General features: G+C 36.3%; 19 protein-coding genes. 11 read left to right on the top strand and 8 right to left on the bottom strand.

Features of this window, described 5'->3' with window-relative positions:
* The 5 genes from lolA to trmL form a co-directional block, all read left to right on the top strand.
* A partial coding sequence (gene lolA, locus I2F23_RS08830; RefSeq protein WP_195772233.1) for an outer membrane lipoprotein chaperone LolA occupies positions 1 to 523 on the top strand: 523 nt, incomplete at its 5' end.
* A 116-nt stretch (positions 524 to 639) separates the two neighbouring features.
* Entirely contained in the window at positions 640 to 1,428 is a 789-nt protein-coding gene (locus I2F23_RS08825; protein ID WP_195772232.1) for an RsiV family protein, read from the top strand.
* A 122-nt stretch (positions 1,429 to 1,550) separates the two neighbouring features.
* The gene (serS, locus tag I2F23_RS08820) at positions 1,551 to 2,822 is read left to right on the top strand and encodes a serine--tRNA ligase (RefSeq protein ID WP_195772231.1); all 1,272 of its coding nucleotides are present in this window, start codon (positions 1,551 to 1,553) and stop codon (positions 2,820 to 2,822) included.
* Positions 2,823 to 2,877: 55 nt separating this feature from the next.
* Positions 2,878 to 4,251, top strand: a complete 1,374-nt coding sequence (gene cysG, locus I2F23_RS08815; protein ID WP_195772230.1) for a siroheme synthase CysG — start codon at positions 2,878 to 2,880, stop codon at positions 4,249 to 4,251.
* A gap of 31 nt (positions 4,252 to 4,282) precedes the next feature.
* Positions 4,283 to 4,756, top strand: a complete 474-nt coding sequence (trmL, locus tag I2F23_RS08810) for a tRNA (uridine(34)/cytosine(34)/5-carboxymethylaminomethyluridine(34)-2'-O)-methyltransferase TrmL (RefSeq protein WP_195772229.1) — start codon at positions 4,283 to 4,285, stop codon at positions 4,754 to 4,756.
* On the opposite strand, the gene I2F23_RS08805 is transcribed toward trmL, so the two are convergent.
* On the bottom strand, positions 4,753 to 5,121 hold the full coding sequence (locus I2F23_RS08805; protein ID WP_195772228.1) for a winged helix-turn-helix transcriptional regulator: 369 nt from the start codon (positions 5,119 to 5,121) through the stop codon (positions 4,753 to 4,755). The genes trmL and I2F23_RS08805 overlap by 4 nt on opposite strands.
* Positions 5,122 to 5,209: 88 nt before the next feature.
* Between I2F23_RS08805 and I2F23_RS08800 the strand changes: the two genes are divergently transcribed.
* Positions 5,210 to 5,767 carry a flavodoxin family protein gene (locus tag I2F23_RS08800; RefSeq protein WP_195772227.1) on the top strand — a complete coding sequence of 186 codons (558 nt, stop codon included), beginning with the start codon at positions 5,210 to 5,212 and terminating at the stop codon, positions 5,765 to 5,767.
* 45 nt (positions 5,768 to 5,812) lie between these two features.
* On the opposite strand, the gene I2F23_RS08795 is transcribed toward I2F23_RS08800, so the two are convergent.
* The 6 genes from I2F23_RS08795 to rpoD all read right to left on the bottom strand — a co-directional run bounded on the left by I2F23_RS08795 (position 5,813) and on the right by rpoD (position 12,240).
* Positions 5,813 to 7,204: an APC family permease gene (locus I2F23_RS08795; RefSeq protein ID WP_277094496.1), complete on the bottom strand. Its 1,392-nt coding sequence runs from the start codon at positions 7,202 to 7,204 to the stop codon at positions 5,813 to 5,815.
* A gap of 247 nt (positions 7,205 to 7,451) precedes the next feature.
* A complete protein-coding gene (locus tag I2F23_RS08790; RefSeq protein ID WP_195772225.1) occupies positions 7,452 to 8,636 on the bottom strand; it encodes an iron-containing alcohol dehydrogenase in 1,185 nt (394 codons plus the stop codon).
* A 4-nt stretch (positions 8,637 to 8,640) separates the two neighbouring features.
* A complete protein-coding gene (locus I2F23_RS08785; protein ID WP_195772224.1) occupies positions 8,641 to 9,165 on the bottom strand; it encodes a hypothetical protein in 525 nt (174 codons plus the stop codon).
* A gap of 9 nt (positions 9,166 to 9,174) precedes the next feature.
* Positions 9,175 to 9,843 carry a lipoyl(octanoyl) transferase LipB gene (gene lipB, locus I2F23_RS08780; protein WP_195772223.1) on the bottom strand — a complete coding sequence of 223 codons (669 nt, stop codon included), beginning with the start codon at positions 9,841 to 9,843 and terminating at the stop codon, positions 9,175 to 9,177.
* Between the two features lie 67 nt (positions 9,844 to 9,910).
* On the bottom strand, positions 9,911 to 10,198 hold the full coding sequence (locus I2F23_RS08775) for a YbeD family protein (protein WP_195772222.1): 288 nt from the start codon (positions 10,196 to 10,198) through the stop codon (positions 9,911 to 9,913).
* Between the two features lie 101 nt (positions 10,199 to 10,299).
* The gene (gene rpoD, locus I2F23_RS08770; RefSeq protein ID WP_407648013.1) at positions 10,300 to 12,240 is read right to left on the bottom strand and encodes an RNA polymerase sigma factor RpoD; all 1,941 of its coding nucleotides are present in this window, start codon (positions 12,238 to 12,240) and stop codon (positions 10,300 to 10,302) included.
* A 280-nt stretch (positions 12,241 to 12,520) separates the two neighbouring features.
* Here rpoD and I2F23_RS08765 point away from each other — a divergent pair, with 280 nt between their 5' ends.
* The 4 genes from I2F23_RS08765 (at position 12,521) to I2F23_RS08750 (ending at position 15,165) form a co-directional block, all read left to right on the top strand.
* Positions 12,521 to 12,724 (top strand): PA3496 family putative envelope integrity protein, encoded by a 204-nt coding sequence (locus I2F23_RS08765; RefSeq protein WP_195772220.1) that lies wholly within the window; start codon positions 12,521 to 12,523, stop codon positions 12,722 to 12,724.
* 69 nt (positions 12,725 to 12,793) lie between these two features.
* The gene (locus I2F23_RS08760) at positions 12,794 to 13,321 is read left to right on the top strand and encodes a YecA/YgfB family protein (RefSeq protein ID WP_195772219.1); all 528 of its coding nucleotides are present in this window, start codon (positions 12,794 to 12,796) and stop codon (positions 13,319 to 13,321) included.
* 149 nt (positions 13,322 to 13,470) lie between these two features.
* Positions 13,471 to 13,962, top strand: coding sequence for a BLUF domain-containing protein (locus I2F23_RS08755; RefSeq protein ID WP_195772218.1), 492 nt, complete (start codon positions 13,471 to 13,473; stop codon positions 13,960 to 13,962).
* 171 nt (positions 13,963 to 14,133) lie between these two features.
* Positions 14,134 to 15,165: an omptin family outer membrane protease gene (locus I2F23_RS08750; RefSeq protein WP_195772217.1), complete on the top strand. Its 1,032-nt coding sequence runs from the start codon at positions 14,134 to 14,136 to the stop codon at positions 15,163 to 15,165.
* On the opposite strand, the gene I2F23_RS08745 is transcribed toward I2F23_RS08750, so the two are convergent.
* Positions 15,162 to 15,767, bottom strand: coding sequence for an alpha/beta fold hydrolase (locus tag I2F23_RS08745; protein WP_195772216.1), 606 nt, complete (start codon positions 15,765 to 15,767; stop codon positions 15,162 to 15,164). The genes I2F23_RS08750 and I2F23_RS08745 overlap by 4 nt on opposite strands.
* A 158-nt stretch (positions 15,768 to 15,925) precedes the next feature.
* On the opposite strand from I2F23_RS08745, the gene smc reads away from it, so the two are divergent.
* Positions 15,926 to 19,381 (top strand): chromosome segregation protein SMC, encoded by a 3,456-nt coding sequence (smc, locus tag I2F23_RS08740; RefSeq protein WP_195772215.1) that lies wholly within the window; start codon positions 15,926 to 15,928, stop codon positions 19,379 to 19,381.
* The last annotated feature ends 1 nt before the right edge of the window (position 19,382 follow it).

The following is a 19,382-nucleotide window of genomic DNA, read 5'->3' as shown; positions in this document are numbered from 1 at the left end:
GAGTACGAAGGCTACAGGTAAAGTTGTGAGCCAAAAGAAAGGTTTAACCGCTCAGCATTTAAACCAGACATTTACAGGTACAATTAAAGTCGAACGACCAGGAAAATTCTTTTGGGAAACTACACAGCCCTCTAAGCAAACTATTGTTACTAGTGGTAAAACAATTTGGATCTATGATCCAGACTTACAACAAGTCGTACGTCAAAGTATGAGCGATCAGGTCGCAAATACCCCAGCACTATTATTGTCAGGTAATACAAATAGTATTATGCAGGCATATAAAGTGACACAGCCCGATCAAACAAAAACGTACTATACGCTTACACCAAAAGCCAAAGATACAGCTTTTCAAGATTTAACCATTAGTTTTGGCGCACAAGGAGCACCTGCCTTGATGATCTTAAATGATTCACTAGGTCAGGTAACAACGGTTCGTTTTAACCATGTTGCAAAAAATGTGAGTATTCCTGCTAGCGTATTTAACTTTGTACCACCCAAAGGTACAGATATTATTGATCAATAAAAATGAAAAAATGCTATGTAAATAGCATTTTTTTTGTTTAAGGATACATATTTAGTATTTTTTTATTGAATGCAAAGTTTGTATAGTATAGGTAAATCAGTTTTAGGTTGTTTTCTATGTATTTACAGCAAAAAATGAGATTGGCTGTACTATTGTCTAGTTGTTTATGCAGTCTCGTGTTTGTAGGATGTGAGAATAAGCAAGCACCATCAAATAATAATAAAGGGGAGACCAATCCTCCAGCGAGCGTGTTTGAACCTGTTCCAGACTTAGCAAGTACACCTACAAAAATTCATGCTGAAACTATGTCGATGTCATTGCCTCAGAAAGTTTCTTGTGAAGCAGATGAGTGTACTGAATATAAAGTAGATACAATTGAGACCAATGTAGATTGGATCAATGATTATTTTGTGCATCGTCTACAAAAAGATGCTCCATTGGCTTTTCAAAAAACAGCAAATTTACCTGCATCAACTTTAACACCATCCCAAATTAATCAAAGTACTTATCGTGTTGGTTTCTTAGGGCAGAAAGGGCATTTGGCAACTTTTGTTTTAGATACGACAACCTATGCTGCCGGCGCAGCGCATGGTATGTATCATCATGAATATATTATATTCGATATAAATACTCATAAACGTATTGGAATATCTGATCTATTTAGTTCAGATAAACAAGTAGCAGTTTATCAGGCTGTATTTGATGCAAATCAATCTTGGTTGGAAGCACATGGAATTCAATCTGGTCGATTAGAGCCTACCGATAATTTTTACTATAATGATAAAGGTCTTGTATTTGTTTATCCGTTGTATGAATTGGCACCTTACTCCGAAGGAATGACTGAATTGGTCTTGCCATATCATGCTACAAAAGGGTTGATTAATCCTGAATATTTACCAAAATGATGATTATACCTACAGTCATCTACGAAGTTAGATGTGCTGTAGGGGATTGTCGCGAAGTACGTTTATTTTTATGAATGAACAGATTACACTATATCTAGTTTTTTCATTCAATCAGACGAGCTATGATCGACCCTAAACTACTTAGAAATAATATTGAAGCTGTAAATTTAGCACTAGCGAAACGTGGTGTTCAACTTAATGTCGATGAATGGGCATCTTTAGAATCACGCCGCAAAGAATTACAATCTAGAACAGAAAATTTGCAAGCAGAGCGTAATGCTGGTGCAAAGCAAGTGGGTCAAATAAAAAAATCTGGTGGCGATGCATCTGAAATTATGTCACGTATGCAAGCTATTGGGGATGAAATTAAAGCTGCAGAAGTAGAGCTTTCAGAATTACAAAATGAAATTGAGCAGAAACTGTTATCAATTCCAAATTTACCAGATGAGTCTGTACCAGAAGGTAAAGATGAGGCAGATAATCTTGAAGTGATGACATGGGGAACCCCAAGACAATTCGACTTTGAGATCAAAGATCATACAGATTTAGGTGAGTGGATGGGTGGACTCGAGTTCGAGACTGCAACAAAGCTGACAGGCTCTCGCTTTAGTGTACTTAAAGGGCCACTGGCACGTCTACAGCGTGCACTTACACAATTTATGCTGGATACACATACACTTAAAAATGGCTACACTGAAGCATACGTTCCTTACTTAGTAAATGCCGATAGCCTAAGAGGAACAAGTCAACTCCCTAAGTTTGAAGAAGATTTATTTAAACTACAAGGTGAGAAAGAGTATTACCTTATCCCGACAGCAGAAGTACCTATTACAAACTTTGTCCGTGACGAAATTATTGATGCAGATCGTCTTCCATTAAAATATACAGCCCATACGCCATGTTTCCGTAGTGAAGCTGGTTCTTATGGTCGAGATACACGTGGTCTAATTCGTCAGCATCAATTTGATAAAGTTGAAATGGTTCATATTGTAAAACCTGAATCTTCAATGGAAGCATTAGAAGAATTGACTTCACATGCAGAAGGTATTTTACAAGCGCTTGGTTTACCATACCGTAAAGTCTTGCTTTGTGGTGGTGATATGGGGTTTGGTGCTGTAAAAACATATGACTTAGAAGTATGGGTGCCAAGTCAAAATACATATCGTGAAATCTCTAGCTGTTCAAATATGGGAGACTTCCAAGCTCGCCGTATGAAAGCACGTTATCGTAATGAACAGAAAAAAACTGAGCTTGTACATACTTTAAATGGTTCAGGTTTAGCTGTTGGACGCACGTTGTTGGCTTTGATGGAAAACTATCAACGTGCTGATGGTTCTATAGAAATACCAGAGGTATTACGTCCATATTTAGGCGGTCTTACGTTTATCGATTAACTGCGAGTCAAGCAAACTTTCACCATTTAAGGTAATTTGTCATTAAGGGGTTTTTGTGGATATCTTTCCAATTTCATTGAAATTGAAACAGCAGTTATGTCTTATCGTAGGTGGTGGAAGTATTGCTTTTCGTAAAGCATCGTTATTGGCAAAAGCTGGTGCAATATTGCATGTAATTGCACCAGAAATTGATGAAAATCTAAAAATGCTTGTACAAGCATCTCATGGTGAATTGGTATATAAACCATTTGATGAAGCATATTTAAATAAACCGTATAAGCTTGTGATTGCTGCAACAGATCAACCAGATGTAAATCATCATGTTTTCGTGGTATGTGAGCAGAAAAATTTATTGGTGAATAGTGTAGATGATATTCCAAACTGCCGATTTATGGTACCTGCACTGATTGATCGATCTCCGTTAGTAATCTCGATTGCATCTAATGGAACATCACCTGTATTGTCGAGACAGTTACGCACACAACTCGAGACATTAATTCCGCATGGTATGGGGAAACTCGCTCAGTTTTCTGGTGAGTGGCGTAAGGCTGTGAAAGAGAAAATTTCTAACCCAGACGAAAGACGTATTTTTTGGGAAGACTTGTATGCAAGTCCTTTCAAAGAACAAGTCTTTAATGACAACTTAATTGTTGCAAAACAAATGATGGAGGATGCACTTGCCAAATGGACCACACCAAAAGGAGAGGTATATTTGGTTGGTGCAGGACCGGGTGATCCTGAACTGCTTACTTTAAAAGCACTTAGACTCATGCAACAGTCCGATGTTGTTATCTATGATCGATTGGTTTCTCCACCAATTTTAGATTTATGTCGACGAGACGCAGATAAAATTTATGTGGGTAAATCACGTTCGAACCATGCTGTACCCCAAGAAGGTATTAATCAACTTTTAATTCAGTATGCGTTAGAAGGGAAGCGTGTATGTCGTTTGAAAGGTGGTGATCCTTTCATTTTTGGGCGAGGTGGTGAAGAAATCCAAGAACTGGTGACAGCAAATATTCCTTTCCAAGTTGTACCTGGAATTACAGCTGCATCGGGTTGTTCTGCTTATGCTGGTATTCCTTTGACCCATAGAGATTATGCTCAGAGTGTTAGGTTCTTAACTGGCCATTTAAAAGAGGGTTCCCCAGAGTTACCTTGGCCCGAACTTATATATGAAAATCAAACTTTAGTACTTTATATGGGGCTCGTTGGTTTAGAGACAATATGTAATCGTTTGATTGAGCATGGTCAAAGACCAGATATGCCTGTTGCTTTAATTTCGAAGGGAACCACACCAGAGCAAAAAGTGATTGTTGGTAATCTAGAAAATATTGCAAAAAAAGTGGTGCAACATGAAGTACAAGCACCAACATTAACAATTATTGGTGAAGTTGTGAAGTTGCGAGAGCAACTGCAATGGCAATAACTAAAGCCATCTGAAAAGTAGAGAAAATGTTGTGATACATGTTGTTTTGTTTGAACCTGAAATTCCAAGTAATACTGGTAATATTATTCGTCTATGTGCAAATACAGGTGCACAGTTACACTTAGTTAAGCCACTTGGTTTTGAGTTGGATGATAAGAAATTACGACGTGCAGGTTTAGACTATCATGAATATGCACGCATGAAAATTTGGGATAGTTTTGATGAATGTCTTAAGCATTTAGAGGCACAGGGAGTATCGCATGTATTTCCACTGACCACCAAAGGCAAGGCAACACCTCACACGGTAAATTTAAATCAACCAATTGCGTTACTTATGGGCCCTGAAACTCGCGGGCTACCTGAGGATGTGCGCAAAATGTTTCCTCAGCAACAATGGATTTGTTTACCTATGGCTGAGAACTCACGCAGTTTAAACTTGTCGAATGCAACAGCAGTAATTGTGTATGAGGCTTGGCGTCAGCAAGGGTTTAAACCACTTATTTAATGACAATTGTCATACTCTTTTTGTGCAAATAGAACTTTATCGATATTTTTTTCTGCCCACAATTTCATTTGATATGCAGTTTGGGCAAAATCCTTTCCGAACGTTGTGAGTGTATATTCAACACGAATAGGTGATGTATCTAAAACTGTTCGCTGTATAAATCCGTATCGCTCTAAATGTTTTAATTTCTGAGAAAGTACTTTTGGTGAAATTCCTTCTATTGTTTTTTTCAGTAAATTAAAATGTTGAGCATTTTCTTCTAGTGTAGTAATAATTAATAATACCCACTTATCTGCCAAAGTCTCAAAAAATAAACGTGCTGGACAATCCATGCTACATACATTGTAGGCATTAAGTTGACTCATTTTTCCTCCCAGTTACATCTAGGTAACTTATTGACACTTAGTTTCTAAAGTATATTATCAATATGACATAAAACATAGAGGTGGGATCATGGCTAAAATTGCAGTTGTTTATTTTTCAGGGTATGGACACACGAAAGTTATTGCAGAAACCTTTGCAAAGGCTTCAGATGCAACATTGGTTGAAATTAATTCAGAAGGTGAAGTTGCACAAGAAGGTTGGGATGTTTTAGAGCAAGCAAATGCAATTGTATTTGGTGCACCAACATATATGGGTGCAGCACCATGGCAGTTTAAAAAGTTTGCAGACGCCTCATCTAAAATTTGGTTTGTACGAGGTTGGCAAGATAAAGTATTTGCAGGGTTTACCAATAGTGCAAGCTTAAATGGTGACAAACAAAATACACTGATTGAGCTTCAAACACTGGCATCACAGCATGGTGGAATATGGGTAAGTTTAGGCTTATTACCTGCAAATACAAAAAATTCAACACGTAATGATGTTAATAATTTAGGCGGTTCAATCGGATTATTGGTGCAGTCGCCATCTGATGCAAGTGTAGATGAGATTCCTCAAGGTGACTTAGAAACGGCAAGAGTATTTGCAAAAAGAGTTAAAGAAATCACTGAAAAAATAACAGGACTGTAGCATCTAATATAAAAAAACCAGCGATCTAGTCGCTGGTTTTTTTATTTAATCGTTCTTATATTGTGGAGGTGGAATTTTAAATCCTTTTGTTTTATAACCTAGGAATAAGACCCCAATAACGGCCCATACAATTCCCCATTTTAATGCAGTGTGATCGATTTGCAGCCACAGCAGACCTACTGCAATAAAACCTAGACTAGGTATAACAACGTAGTTAAAAATTTCTTTAGGCGTTTTGACACGACCTTCGCGTAATGCATACTGCGAAAGTACAGAAAGATTTACAAAACTGAATGCTGTTAACGCACCAAAACTAATTAAAGAAACAACGTGGTCTAAATCTGTAAATCCTGCAGATAGTGCAATTATTCCTACCAAAATAATATTAAATTTTGGTACGGCTGTTTTGGTACTAATTTGACCAAAATATTTTTTATTAAATACACCATCACGTCCCATAACATACATTAGACGCGATACACCTGCATGTGCAGAAATCCCTGATGCCATTACGGTAATGATTGCAAAACCAAGAATAACTGATTTAAAAAGCTCACCACCTACAATACGTAAAATATCGGGTTGGGTTGCATTTACATCAGCAAAGTATTGACTAGGATTACCTGGAAAGTACAGTTGCATGAAATATGTTGCTGCGATAAAAATTAAACCAGAAATAAGTGCAGTAAGAAAAATTGCACGTGGCAGAACTTTATCGGTATCATGCGTTTCTTCTGCGAGAGAGCTAAGAGCATCGAATCCTGTGAATGAGAAGCATAAAATGGTTGCACCACCAATGAGTGTTCCAATTTGTGCATGCTCGCTAAAAAAAGGCGTAGTTGACCAAATATGTGCATCGTGTGATTGAGACAAGCCTAGCGTGTTCAGTGCAGTGTTTCCTACAAGTAATTGTTTAATAATTAAAAATGTAAAAATAACAATGACTAAAATCTGAAATAGTACGATTAGACCATTTAGGTTTGCAACAAACTTGATGCCCCTTAAATTGACCCATGTCATGAATAACGTTAAGCCTACAACCCAAACCCAATGATTTACATCCGGGAACATGCTGGTAAGGTAAATGACAGCCAATAAAATATTGACCATTGGACTTAAGATATAATCAAGAAGTGATGACCAACCTACCATAAATCCAGCATTTGGATGAATTGATCGTTGGACATAAGTATAGGCTGATCCAGATGATGGATAGCGCTTAATCATATGGCCATAGCTTACGGCTGTAAAGAGTACAGCTAAGAGTGCAAAAAAGTAGGATGTTGGAACATGTTGAGCACTGGCCTCAGATACCATTCCAAAAGTATCGAATAAAGTCATGGGTTGGATATATGCAAGCCCAATAACAATAATATGGCCAAGAAGAAGAGATTTTTGCAGTGAAGCTGCCGGTTGAGTCCCAGAAGTATTATTCAACGGCGATATCCTCATATTTTTGATCAACGATCAACTAGAAATTTAAGGATCGTGTAGGACGAACGATCCCACCTGCTTTTTTAAGTGAAGCGCGCAATTCTATAGTAAGATTCTTAATTTTGTAAGGAAAAATAGTTTTTTTAACAAGATTTGTTTTTTCTTACACTGCACTTTCTTATTTATATAATAAAAAAAGCTCAAAATACAAACGCTTTCGAGCTTTTTTAAATACTATTTATTTTTCCTATTACCATGCTTTCTGTAATATGTTTTTTAAATCGGTTAGAGTAACTTCTTTAGGGTTATAAATAATTGAACCATCATCAAGTGCTTTCTCTGCAATTTTATCAAGTTGCTCAAGTGAGACCTTATGAGTTTCTCTTAAGGTTCTTGGTAGTTGAACTTGCTCAAACAAACGATCTCGCATTGCTAGAATCATAGTAATAACATGCTCTGCACGATGTTCTTCAGGTGTGTTTGCATATATTTCTGCACCTGCTAATGGGAGGAGAAGATCTGCGACTTTATTGGCATTCACAGAAAAATTATATTCTAAAACGTAAGGTAGAAATAAATTCATACAAATGCCATGTGGTAAATGTGCAACTGCACCAAGTGCATGACCTAAAGAGTGAACAAGACCAACCATTGAGTTTGAGAATGCAATGCCTGCCATTGTGGACGCTTGTGATAATTCAAGGCGTGCTTGCTCATTTTTAGGATTTGCTAAAACAACGAATAAATTTTCTGAAATCTTTTTTATGGCAGCCGTTGCATATGCGTCACTTAGCGGATTAGCAGCCATACAGGTATATGCTTCAATGGCATGTGTAAGTGCGTCCATGCCTGTCATAGCAGTAATATGATTAGGTAGGGTTAAGGTCATTCTAGAATCTAGAATTGCTGCATTTGGCATTAAATAATTTGATGCAAAGGCTAACTTCACATTATTCTTTTGATCTGCGACTACTGCAACCATCGTAGCTTCTGAACCTGTACCTGAAGTTGTTGGAATAACAAAGAAAGGTTTTAAAGGTTTAGGTAGATTATGGGCACCTGAATATTTTAAAAGATCGTCTCCACCTTCGGATACTAAAATATTAGTGGCCTTAGCAGTATCTATTACTGAACCACCACCAATTGCTAAAATTGCATCACATTCATAGTCTCTATATGCTTTTGCAGCAGTTTGTACCGTTTCTAAACTTGAATCTGCAGGAACATCATCGAAAATATAACCGATTTGCTGTTCAGCAGCTAAGAAAATATCTTCTATAGGAGAAAGTAAGCCATTATTTTTTATTCCTTTATCTGTAATAATCATTGGTTTTTTTGAACCCAACGCATTTAGTTCAAAAGGAATATTTTCTAATGCGGCATGACCAGCAATAATTTTGACTGGGCAGAAGAACTCGTAATATGGCTTGCTCATAGAATTAACTCCGTTTTAGAAAAGATTGTGCAATTTTGATATAGATACGACTAGCATGATTTATCTTTTCTTTAAGTTTTAATTGCTCTGGATAGTTTTTTACAGCCAAGGTTGCAATAGGTTTAGGCAAAATTAACGCTTCCATTTTATTTAGGCAGCGTACGAGACGAATGGCATAAGATAAATCTCCATCTGCAACCATTCGATCGTTTGCAAATGCACGTGCAGTACTTTCTTGGAAAGAAAATACGAGGTATGCATGGTAAATATGTTTAAAGATAATACTAAGATGAGGCTTGGTGGTGTCATCTATTAATTGAAGTTGTTTATTATCTAATACTTTAATTTTAAATGATGGGCCATGAGGGAATACTTTCATTGCAAAAATAAATCCAGTAGGAAATCCTTGAATTTCTTTTTGAATTTCGTGGTCTATTTGGCTTGCTGTAACCAATCCTCTCCCAATGACTTCCATCATTAACTTGACATACATATGCTGTATGTTGGGTTTGATTTGACTTATTTGCATGCGATATCCCTATTCATGGCTAATGTGAATATTTTGAAAGTATACCTTATTCGATAAATAAGAAATAATATCTTGGTAGAGGATGTCTATTGATGGCGGTGAAGAAGATACTAGATTATGAACACGAGTCATTTCTAAACCAGCATAGCCACATGGATTAATTGTTAAAAAACGCTCAAGTTGACAATCGATATTGAGTGCAAATCCATGATAACTACGACCTTTACGTATTTTAAATCCTAAAGAGCCAATTTTTTTTTCGTCGACATAAACACCAGGTGCATCTGGTTTGGCATAAGCTTTAATCTGATAGGCTGAGAGTAGCTCAATCATCATATTTTCAGCAAAACTTACTAATGTTCTTACATTCCAAGATAAACGATTTAAATCTAGCAAAAAGTAGGCAACGAGTTGACCTGGGCCATGCCAAGTAACTTGTCCTCCACGGTCTGTTTGTACAATGGGAACGTCACTTTTAACAAGAATATGTTCGGCTTTGCCTGCCTGACCTTGAGTTAATACTTCTTGATGCTGCAATAGCCATATTTCATCAGGTGTTGTTTCATCTCTCTCATTCGTGAAGTTCTTCATCGATTCAAACATGTGTTTGTAATCTTTTGGTTCATTAAAGCAACGAATTTTCAGGAGAGGTGAGGTAGCAATGTTAGACTCACACATGTGATATAACCTTGGTTTGATCTTCAAATAAAAAGAAACCAGTCACTGATGTACTGGTTACTTTATTTTATAATGCGGTTTTAATCAGCGGACAAGCAGCGAGATCTGCATACAGCGCATGGACTTGCTCGAGTTCATCAAAACGTAAATTAGCTGTAATTGAATGATACTTTCCAGTACGTGAAGGTTGTACAGTAAGCGTTTCCTTTTTGAAATCTGGGAAATGCTTGAGTAAAATATCAACAACAGCATGATGTAGGTCATCACCAGCTTCACCAATGAGTTTAATTGGATAATCCATAGGGAAAACCCAAAGATCTTCACGTAATTCTCTTGATGGGGTACGGTCTAACATATGCGCCTCTTTATGTAGAAACGTCTGCAAATACGCAGACGTTTTTTATATCAGATATATCCTTATATAAGGATATATCTTATTTTTTCAACCTAAAGGACTTAGTCATTTTCTAAGAATGAGCGTAAGTGTTCAGAGCGAGAAGGGTGACGTAGTTTGCGTAAAGCTTTTGCTTCAATTTGACGAATACGCTCACGAGTAACGTCAAATTGTTTACCTACTTCTTCAAGTGTATGATCTGTTGGCATATCAATACCAAAGCGCATTTTTAATACACGTGCTTCACGTTCTGTTAAGTTTTCAAGAACATCACGTGTTGCTTCTTTTAAACCTTCAGAAGTTGCAGCATCTACAGGAGATGTAATATTTGCATCTTCAATAAAATCACCTAGGTGCGAATCTTCATCATCACCAATTGGCGTTTCCATTGAAATTGGTTCTTTTGCAATTTTTAAAACTTTACGAACACGAACTTCATCCATTTCTAAACGTTCACCAAGTTCTTCTGGAGTTGGTTCTCGTCCCATTTCTTGTAATAACTGACGTGATACACGATTAATTTTATTAATCGTTTCGATCATATGTACAGGAATACGGATAGTTCTCGCTTGGTCTGCAATTGAACGTGTAATTGCTTGGCGAATCCACCATGTTGCATAAGTTGAGAATTTATAACCACGGCGATATTCAAACTTATCTACAGCTTTCATCAGACCAATGTTACCTTCTTGAATAAGATCCAAGAATTGTAGGCCTCGGTTTGTATATTTCTTTGCAATAGAAATTACAAGACGTAAGTTTGCTTCCACCATTTCTTTTTTCGCACGATGAGCTTTTGCTTCGCCAACGGTCATGCGTTTAGAAATATCTTTAATTTCTGCTACAGATAGACCGAGGTCTTTTTCTGTGTCTGCAATCTTTTGTTGAAATGCAATAATATCTGGACGTACTTTTTCTAAATAAGCGCGCATTTCAGTTGGCGTTACTTGAATTTGCTCATCTAACCATGCCAAATTAGATTCTTGTCCTGGGAAAGTTTTTCTAAATTGGTTACGATCCATACGACCACGACGTAATGCATAGCGCATAATTTCGCGTTCAGATTGGCGAATTTGTTCGTGTGTACCACGAATCATTTCAGAAATGATTTCAAATAGACGAGGAGTAAACTTAAACATCATAAAGACAGTTGCTAAGTTTTGTAGAGACTCATTCGCTTCTTTTGATTCACGGCCATATTTTGCCACAACTTCTTTTGTTGAAGTCCATGCTTGTTGCAACTCTGAAAAGCGAACACGTGCAATTTCAGGATCTGGTCCAGAATCACCTTCTGAATCATCTGACTCCGAATCTGACTCTTCGTCATCTTCATCTAATTTGTTGTCTTTTTTAGATTTATTTGAAGTACTAGTCGATTCTTCATCATCATCTAAATGTGTTTCATCTTCTAATACTTCAGGAATTTCTTCATCTGATTCAGGATCTAAATAACCTGAAAGAATGTCTGCTAAACGACGTTCACCGTTGTTGTAATCTTCATATTCTTTAAGTACGACTTCGACAGCATTTGGCCAGTAAGCAATAGCATGTAATACGTCACGAATACCTTCTTCGATGCGTTTTGCAATACTAATTTCACCTTCTCGAGTAAGAAGCTCTACCGTACCCATCTCACGCATATACATACGCACTGGATCAGTGGTTCGACCAGGTTCACTTTCTACCGATGCTAAAACAGCCGCAGCTTCTTCTTCTGCAACTTCATCACCAGCATCTGCGGACTCACCAAACACAGTGTCATCAGTTTCAGGAGCACGTTCATGAACAGGAATACCAACATCTTGAAGCATTTGAATAATGTCTTCTATTTGTTCGCTTTCGGTAATCGAGTCTGGGAGATGATCGTTAACCTCAGCGTAAGTTAAGTAACCTTGTTCTTTGCCTCGGCTAATCAGAGCCGCTACTTGAGAAGTAGGGGAATTCATATCGCTCATCTTATGCTTACTCTTTAGTTGAATCTGTGGCAGTGAAAAACCGTGCATTATAGCACAATTTACCAATATTTTTTTAAGAAATGATATTTGCTGTTTGACATTATATCAAATCTAGTGGGTTATTGTTTTTTATATCGGGGCATATCTATTTTTTTCAAGGTTATGCCTTGTCATGATCGTCATTAGGATTAAATGATATTGGTAAATTCTACTATAAAAAAAGCAGTTTTAATGGGAATATCAGTATATAACGACTTTCTTCTTGACAAAGTGCTAGAAGAGAGATAAATAGCGGATTGAAAGGTATTGTTTACTGAGGTGTAGTTGAGTGTCTTCTACAGATTTTGAATTAGATGAAAGTTATGATGATGATAATGGTTTCGATGAGTCATCAAGTAAAATCACTGCAAAAGAATCATTAGAGAAGCGTCGTCTAATTGATGATTTACTTGCACAACGTCGTCTTGAAAAAGAGTTAAAAGAATTTGATTTTGACTTTGACGATGATGATTTTGATGATGAAGACGAGTAAACCTTTTTACCGTTGTCATAAATCAATGTTATTCTCTTGGGAAGTTTAAACAGGGTGATGGAAGAAAATATGAGTGCTTTAGATTTAGATCTCTTGGCTGAATATTTAGATGGTGACCAAAATGAACATGGTCTAGATTTTGCTGCAACTCATGGTTTTCTTAGCGCAATTGCGGTAGGACCTGTGTTCAAGCCATGGTTGGAAGAATTATTTGATCATAAGCAAAAGGCTGTGCCTCAAAATATTATTGAACAAATTAAACTATGGTTAGATGATCTTAGACAAGACCTTTCAAATGAGGAAGGTATTGTTTTCCCATTTGAGGTTGAAGAAGCTGATGTTGACTCAAGTTTAGGTGACTGGTCAGTTGGTTTTGTCGATGCCATGTTCTTAAATGAAGAAGCTTGGTTTGCTCCTGAGTTTGAAGAGCAGTTAATTGATCTGACTCTACCAATGATGGTATTTAGTGGTATTGACGAAGAAGATGCCCAAATGGAATCCTTTCGTAGAAATGGTCAGTTAATGGATGAGATTGCTGAAGAAATTCCAAATAATTTGAATGAGTTATATTTAATGTATCATACGCCAAATGCATAAATATTAAAAAATGCCTCTAATTTAAGAGGCATTTTTTTGTTAAATACTTCAAAAAATAAATTGTTAATAACTATTGTTTTCGGTATATTAAGTGTAATCCCGAGCGGTTAATACCTAAATTCTACATAAAAGTTTAACAGGGGTAACTTGTGTTAATACAATTATGCTATGCAAGCACGCGTAAAGATCATCAAGAACTCTTACAAGATCTAAGTGATATTTTAACTGTATCTATTCGCTTTAACCGCCTACATAATGTTTATGGTGTTTTGTATTATGCACACAATTCTTTTTTCCAGTGTTTAGAAGGGGAGAAAGAAACCGTCGAAAAGATTTTTGAAAGTATTAAAAAAGACCAAAGACATCAAAATGTGACCGTACTTAGCAAAAAAGAAGTCGATCAAGTGGCTTTCTCTGATTGGTCTATGAAGTATGTTCAAAGTAATCGAGGTGTAGATCTCTTTTTTAAAGCAAAAAACTATGAATATTTTCAACCAATGAAGCTAAATGATATTCAAGTCGGAGAATTTATCCAGCATCTGTTAGAGGCTGAAGAAGTGACTTTAAGCAAAGTAAGTGCAGATGCTGAGTCATTTAATAATAATAAAGGTTATAAGCGCGGTTATATTAGCTATATTTAAATATATATTTTAAAAAAAATCAGGTTAAAATTTATCCTGATTTTTTTGTGCTTGAAATATGTTTATTCTGTTTGTTTTTTGTTAATATATTTGTATATTAATTGTCAAAGCTGAATCGCAGATATGTCTTTTAAGTTAAAGCCTTTGCATTCGTTATTTTTGTTTTTTGGGGTGTTTTCAGTACAATCAGCATATGCAGTTTCATGGGATGCTTTGGAACCTGTAGAAGTTGAAAGTGAATCTGAAATACAAACTCAACCTATACAAGAAGAACAGTCGCAAGTTGTTATACAACAAGAACAGCAAGTATCACAAAAAGAGAAAAGCTCTACTGGGCCGATGTATTTCAGCCTAACACCGTCTATCCTTACAGGTGGTGAAGCGAAAGAGTATGTCTTTAATGGTAATACTAGAGATATGATCAGTTTACTAAACTGGGAAATAAAAAATGCACCAACGATTAAAGCAGATTTTACTTGGGAGTTAAGATCTTGGCTGACTATGAATATTAATGGTTGGACTACGCTTTCTTCTAATACAGTTACAATGAATGACTATGACTGGAAAGATCCTCAAGCAAGATCTCTAAATACAGATTGGTCACATCATCCAAATACATCATTAAATTCTGCAAACAAAGTTGATATTAATTTTACTTCTTGGTTTGTACAGAAACCGAATTATAAAGTAGGTATATTGGCAGGTTACGAGCAAAGTCGCTTTAGTTGGACAGCAAAAGGTGGTGAATATCATTATGGTGTAACGGACTCTTCTGGAAACTACATACAAGGAACAGCAATGCTGTTCGAAGGAAAGTTTGCTGATGATAGGGTTTTAATCGGTTATCAACAAAAATTTAAAGCACCTTATATTGGATTAGTTGGTCGTTATACCAATAATAAATATGAGTTTAATGCGATTGCGAAAATGAGCCAGTGGGTACGGGCACGTGATCAAGACGAGCATTATGCAAGAAATATCACCTTTTATGAAAAAGGTGAAATGTCAGATTATTATTCTGTGACACTGAATGGAGGTTACTATATTTCTCCTAAAGTAAAACTATTTGGTGAAGCGACTTGGAATGATTATAAGTTTGCACCTGCAACCACCACCATTAAAGGCAATAGCAGCTATAAAGGAAATGCAGGAATTTCTTCTAAGTATTATAACTTAGGCATTGGTGCACAATACCAATTTTAAAATAAGTCAAAGTGTTCATCGATGTAGCCTTTAATTTCTTCGCTATGTAATGAGGCGAAATGATGGCTAGTTGAAGGAATAACTTTGAGTTCCGCCTGAGGTAAATAGGATTTGAGCTTAAGCGCAATTGCGAGTGGGCTAATCGGATCTTCATCTGCCCAAATAAGAAGAACTGGTATTTTTATTGATATCAGTTCTTTTTCATAATTGGCTTGAGTTTCTATAAACCAGTCTGGCATCTGAGCATTTTGTTTCTGAATGTCCGCTCTCCAATCGTCTATATCAAACTCATCTAAACTTATACCGCCTGACGTAGCAACGAGTACTAGGCCTTTCACGAAGCTCTTGGCTTCTAAAGCTGCTCGTATAGCGAATAACCCTCCCATCGATTGAGCAACTACAATACTCGGACACTGAATTTGTAAGAGCACATGATCGCTGAGTTGTTCAAAAGACTGAATATGTGGTACAGGCGGTTCGTTATAAAATCCAGGGTAGGAAATAATTTTACAGGTGTGAGGCGTATTTAAGTACTTTGTAAGGAGTGGTTGCCAAAAATGGGTATTTCCTGAAGCGCCTGGAAGAAAATAAAAATGAGACATATAGTGAATTAATTGTGACTTTTGCCTTAACTTTAAGCGAAGAAGTTCAAAAAAGCACTTTATTTATATGTGTTTTTCAAGAAGAATAGCACCCTGAGTGCGTGCTATGAATAATTTATAGCAAGGCAAAGACATGGTTTTTAGAAAATTGGTATCGTATGCGTTTAAGCAGTTTAAAGCTTTCTGGATTTAAGTCATTTGCAGATCAGACTACACTAAAATTTAAGGCAAATCGTAGCGCGATTGTGGGACCAAATGGTTGTGGAAAGTCAAATGTGATTGATGCTGTACGTTGGGTAATGGGGGAGTCTAGTGCTCGTCAATTACGCGGTGGGAGCATGCAAGATGTCATTTTTACAGGAACAGCAAAGCGTAAGCCCGTAGGTGTTGCAAGTGTTGAGTTACGTTTCGACAATACATATGGAAAACTGGGTGGTGAATATAATGCATATACGGAGCTAGCTGTACGTCGGCAGGTAACGCGCGAAGGAAAGTCTGAATATTTTTTAAATGGAACACGCTGCCGCCGTCGAGATATTACAGATATTTTTCTAGGGACGGGTTTAGGTCCTCGCTCTTATGCAGTGATCGAACAAGGTATGATTAACCGGTTGATTGATGCAAAACCTGACGATATGCGTGTCTTTATTGAGGAAGCTGCTGGAATCTCTCGTTATCAATCTCGTCGTAAGGAAACCTTACAACATTTAGAACAAACCACACAAAATTTGTCCCGTTTAGAAGATATTGAGAGTGAATTAAAAGCACAGCTTAAAACCTTAAAGCGTCAGTCTGAAAGTGCTGTACGGTATCAACAGTTAGAAAAAGAAATACTTACAATAAAAGTAGAAATATTGTCTTTTCAATATGAAAAAAGTACGAAGTTACAGCAAGAATATAGTCTACAAATGGATGAACTTGGGGAGCGTTTTAAGCAAACACGTTCTGAGTTAAGTACTGTTGAACATAACTTAAATGATGTTGGACAAATATTCCAGCAATTGGTAAGAAATGCTTCACCTTTACAGCAAGAATGGCAAATTGCTGATAATAAAAAACAGTCTATACATATGTTGTTGCAGCAAAAAACTCAACTATTAGATCAAAATCAACAACAATTCTCGCTGTTAACACAACAAAAAGATGATCTAAAACAGAAAGTAAAACTAATTGATATTCAACTTGATGATTTATATACCCAAAAAGAGGATTTACAACAAAAGGTAATCGAAGCTGAAAATGAATTGGTGCAAAAAAGAGCTTCTGTAGAGCATGTCAATATTGCTTATAAGGAAAAGAGAAAAATATCAGAAACATTGTATCAATCTTTTGAGAAGCAAAAACAAAAAAATGAAACACTTAAGTCTCAACTTGAGCAGTTAATAAAGAATATTCAAAGAGGACAACAACAAAAAGAGATTTTGTTAGCTCAGTCTGACAAATTAAAGAAAGAAAATGATGATGGAGTATTACAAGATTTACAGCAAGAGTATCAAGATTTGTTGGCAAGTATTGAACTTACTGAAAAAATCTTAACAGATGATCAATATAAACTGAAACAGTTTGAGCAAAAATACGATGAAGCGAAAATTAATTATGATAATACTTATTCGCAAATAAGTGCTTTACGTCAAGAGAAACAGAATTTAGAAAAATTACAAGTTAAAAAAACATCTTCTCGAAGTAAGGGTAAGAATCAACAGTTAATACATGTTCTGCAACTAACGGCCCAAGCGAAGCCATATGCAAATCTTATTGAAAAATTCTTAGCTCAATGGTTGATGGCTGATATCTTAGTAGATGGCCATGAATTGCGTACAGATGTTGCTAGGCAACTTATTCCAAATGAAAGAGAAGTGGTTTCGGATCTAGTTTTAAATTTACCTACATTATCTTCATGGATTAAAGTACCAGTGTTATCCCTATATCGAGATGTGGGATTAATAGATACGCTAAAAAATGGATTGCAATTGCAGCATCAATTACAACAAGGTCAATCTATACTGACACTTGATGGTTATTGGATTGGCTCAGATTGGATTGTAGCGTTGTTTTATGATGATGGTAGTAAAATAGAGGGTGTTTTAAGTCATCAGGTTCGTCTAGAGGAAATCACAATTGCGCTAGAACAACTTGAAAAAACGCATCAAACCCACGAGTTGTTACTCAGTGAATTCAAAGACCAATGTATACAACAAAAACACATTATCGAAGCACAGCAAGTCCAATTGAAACAACAACATCATCAAGCACAAGACGCTAATATTGCTATAATTAAGACACAAAGTCAGAAGCAAGCCTATATTTCACACTGTCAACAATTAGAATCGCAACTGAAACAACTAGATTTTCAGCTTGAAGAAGATGAAATGCAAAAAGATGATATAGATATTGATTTGCATGCTGTACAAATGAAATTAGACGATTTGCAATCTGAATATAATCAGGCACAAAATCTCTTTTTAACATCAGAAAATGATGCAGAAACTTTAATTAGTCAGATCAAATTATTGGAAGATAAGCATCGTGAGGTGAACAATCAGTTCAATCGTTGCCAACAAGACATTAGCCTATTAGAAAAAGATGATTCTTTTTTTAAATTACAATTACAGCAATTGCAAACACAAATTGTGCATCTAGATACACTGATAGCACCTTTAGACGGAGAAATTCCTGTTTTACAGCAACAATATGAAGCTCAAACAATTATTGTAGCGCAGCTACAAAAACAACTAAGCACATGGCAAAATGAATTAAATTCAATTCAAGAAAAACAGCAAGGTCTTACAGAAAAAAGACATCAACTTGAAGTGGATGATCAGCAGATTCGTGACTTATTAGAAGAAAAACGCTTAGCTTGGCATACGGTGAAATCTGATTTAGATCATTATCATGAGCAACGAAAAGATTTAAATGTAGATTATCTGAAAAATATACATATTGATGTCTCAGCACATCAGGAAAAGTTAATAAAACTACAAGCGCAATTTTCTAAATTAGGTGCTGTAAATTTGGTGGCTTCTGCTGAGTATGAAGATGTAAAACAACGCCATGAAGCACTAGTACATCAAATGTCAGATTTGGAAAATACGACCCAACAATTACATGCAGCGATGAAAAGCATCGATCAAGAAACAAAAAAGCTTTTTATGCAAACATTTGATAAGATCAATGCCGAATTAAAAGTTTTGTTTCCAAAAGTATTTAGTGGTGGAGAAGCAAGTTTAAGTTTAGAAGACGATTGGCAGTCTGGTGTTAAATTGATGGCAAGACCTCCAGGTAAGCGTAATAGTTCATTGGCGCTTTTGTCTGGTGGTGAAAAAGCTTTAACAGCATTATCACTGGTTTTTGCAATTTTTAGATTAAACCCAGCACCATTTTGTGTGCTAGATGAAGTTGATGCGCCATTAGATGATGCAAATGTCGCCAGATTTTGCAATCTGGTGAAAGAACTTTCAGAACAAGTACAATTTATTTACATTACCCATAATAAACTAGCAATGACGATGGCGACAGATCTGCTTGGTGTTACAATGCCTGAGCCAGGAACATCAAAACTAGTTACTGTGAATTTAGAAGAAGCGAAAGAATACGGCTTAGTTGCGGAGTCTTGAC

Source organism: Acinetobacter pollinis (genome assembly GCF_015627175.1).
Lineage (GTDB): Bacteria > Pseudomonadota > Gammaproteobacteria > Pseudomonadales > Moraxellaceae > Acinetobacter > Acinetobacter pollinis.
The sequence above is the reverse complement of the archived record's forward strand: the minus strand, read 5'-3'. Positions and strand labels throughout refer to the sequence as shown.

Excerpts from the sequence above, each read along its gene's own strand:
- I2F23_RS08775 (WP_195772222.1), bottom strand. The coding sequence starts at position 10,198 with ATGTTAGACCGTACCCCATCAAGAGAATTACGTGAAGATCTTTGGGTT.
- lipB (WP_195772223.1), bottom strand. The coding sequence starts at position 9,843 with ATGTGTGAGTCTAACATTGCTACCTCACCTCTCCTGAAAATTCGTTGC.
- I2F23_RS08785 (WP_195772224.1), bottom strand. The coding sequence starts at position 9,165 with ATGCAAATAAGTCAAATCAAACCCAACATACAGCATATGTATGTCAAG.
- serS (WP_195772231.1), top strand. The coding sequence starts at position 1,551 with ATGATCGACCCTAAACTACTTAGAAATAATATTGAAGCTGTAAATTTA.
- smc (WP_195772215.1), top strand. The coding sequence starts at position 15,926 with ATGCGTTTAAGCAGTTTAAAGCTTTCTGGATTTAAGTCATTTGCAGAT.
- I2F23_RS08825 (WP_195772232.1), top strand. The coding sequence starts at position 640 with ATGTATTTACAGCAAAAAATGAGATTGGCTGTACTATTGTCTAGTTGT.
- rpoD (WP_407648013.1), bottom strand. The coding sequence starts at position 12,240 with ATGCACGGTTTTTCACTGCCACAGATTCAACTAAAGAGTAAGCATAAG.
- I2F23_RS08745 (WP_195772216.1), bottom strand. The coding sequence starts at position 15,767 with ATGTCTCATTTTTATTTTCTTCCAGGCGCTTCAGGAAATACCCATTTT.
- I2F23_RS08805 (WP_195772228.1), bottom strand. The coding sequence starts at position 5,121 with ATGAGTCAACTTAATGCCTACAATGTATGTAGCATGGATTGTCCAGCA.
- I2F23_RS08800 (WP_195772227.1), top strand. The coding sequence starts at position 5,210 with ATGGCTAAAATTGCAGTTGTTTATTTTTCAGGGTATGGACACACGAAA.
- I2F23_RS08790 (WP_195772225.1), bottom strand. The coding sequence starts at position 8,636 with ATGAGCAAGCCATATTACGAGTTCTTCTGCCCAGTCAAAATTATTGCT.
- I2F23_RS08760 (WP_195772219.1), top strand. The coding sequence starts at position 12,794 with ATGAGTGCTTTAGATTTAGATCTCTTGGCTGAATATTTAGATGGTGAC.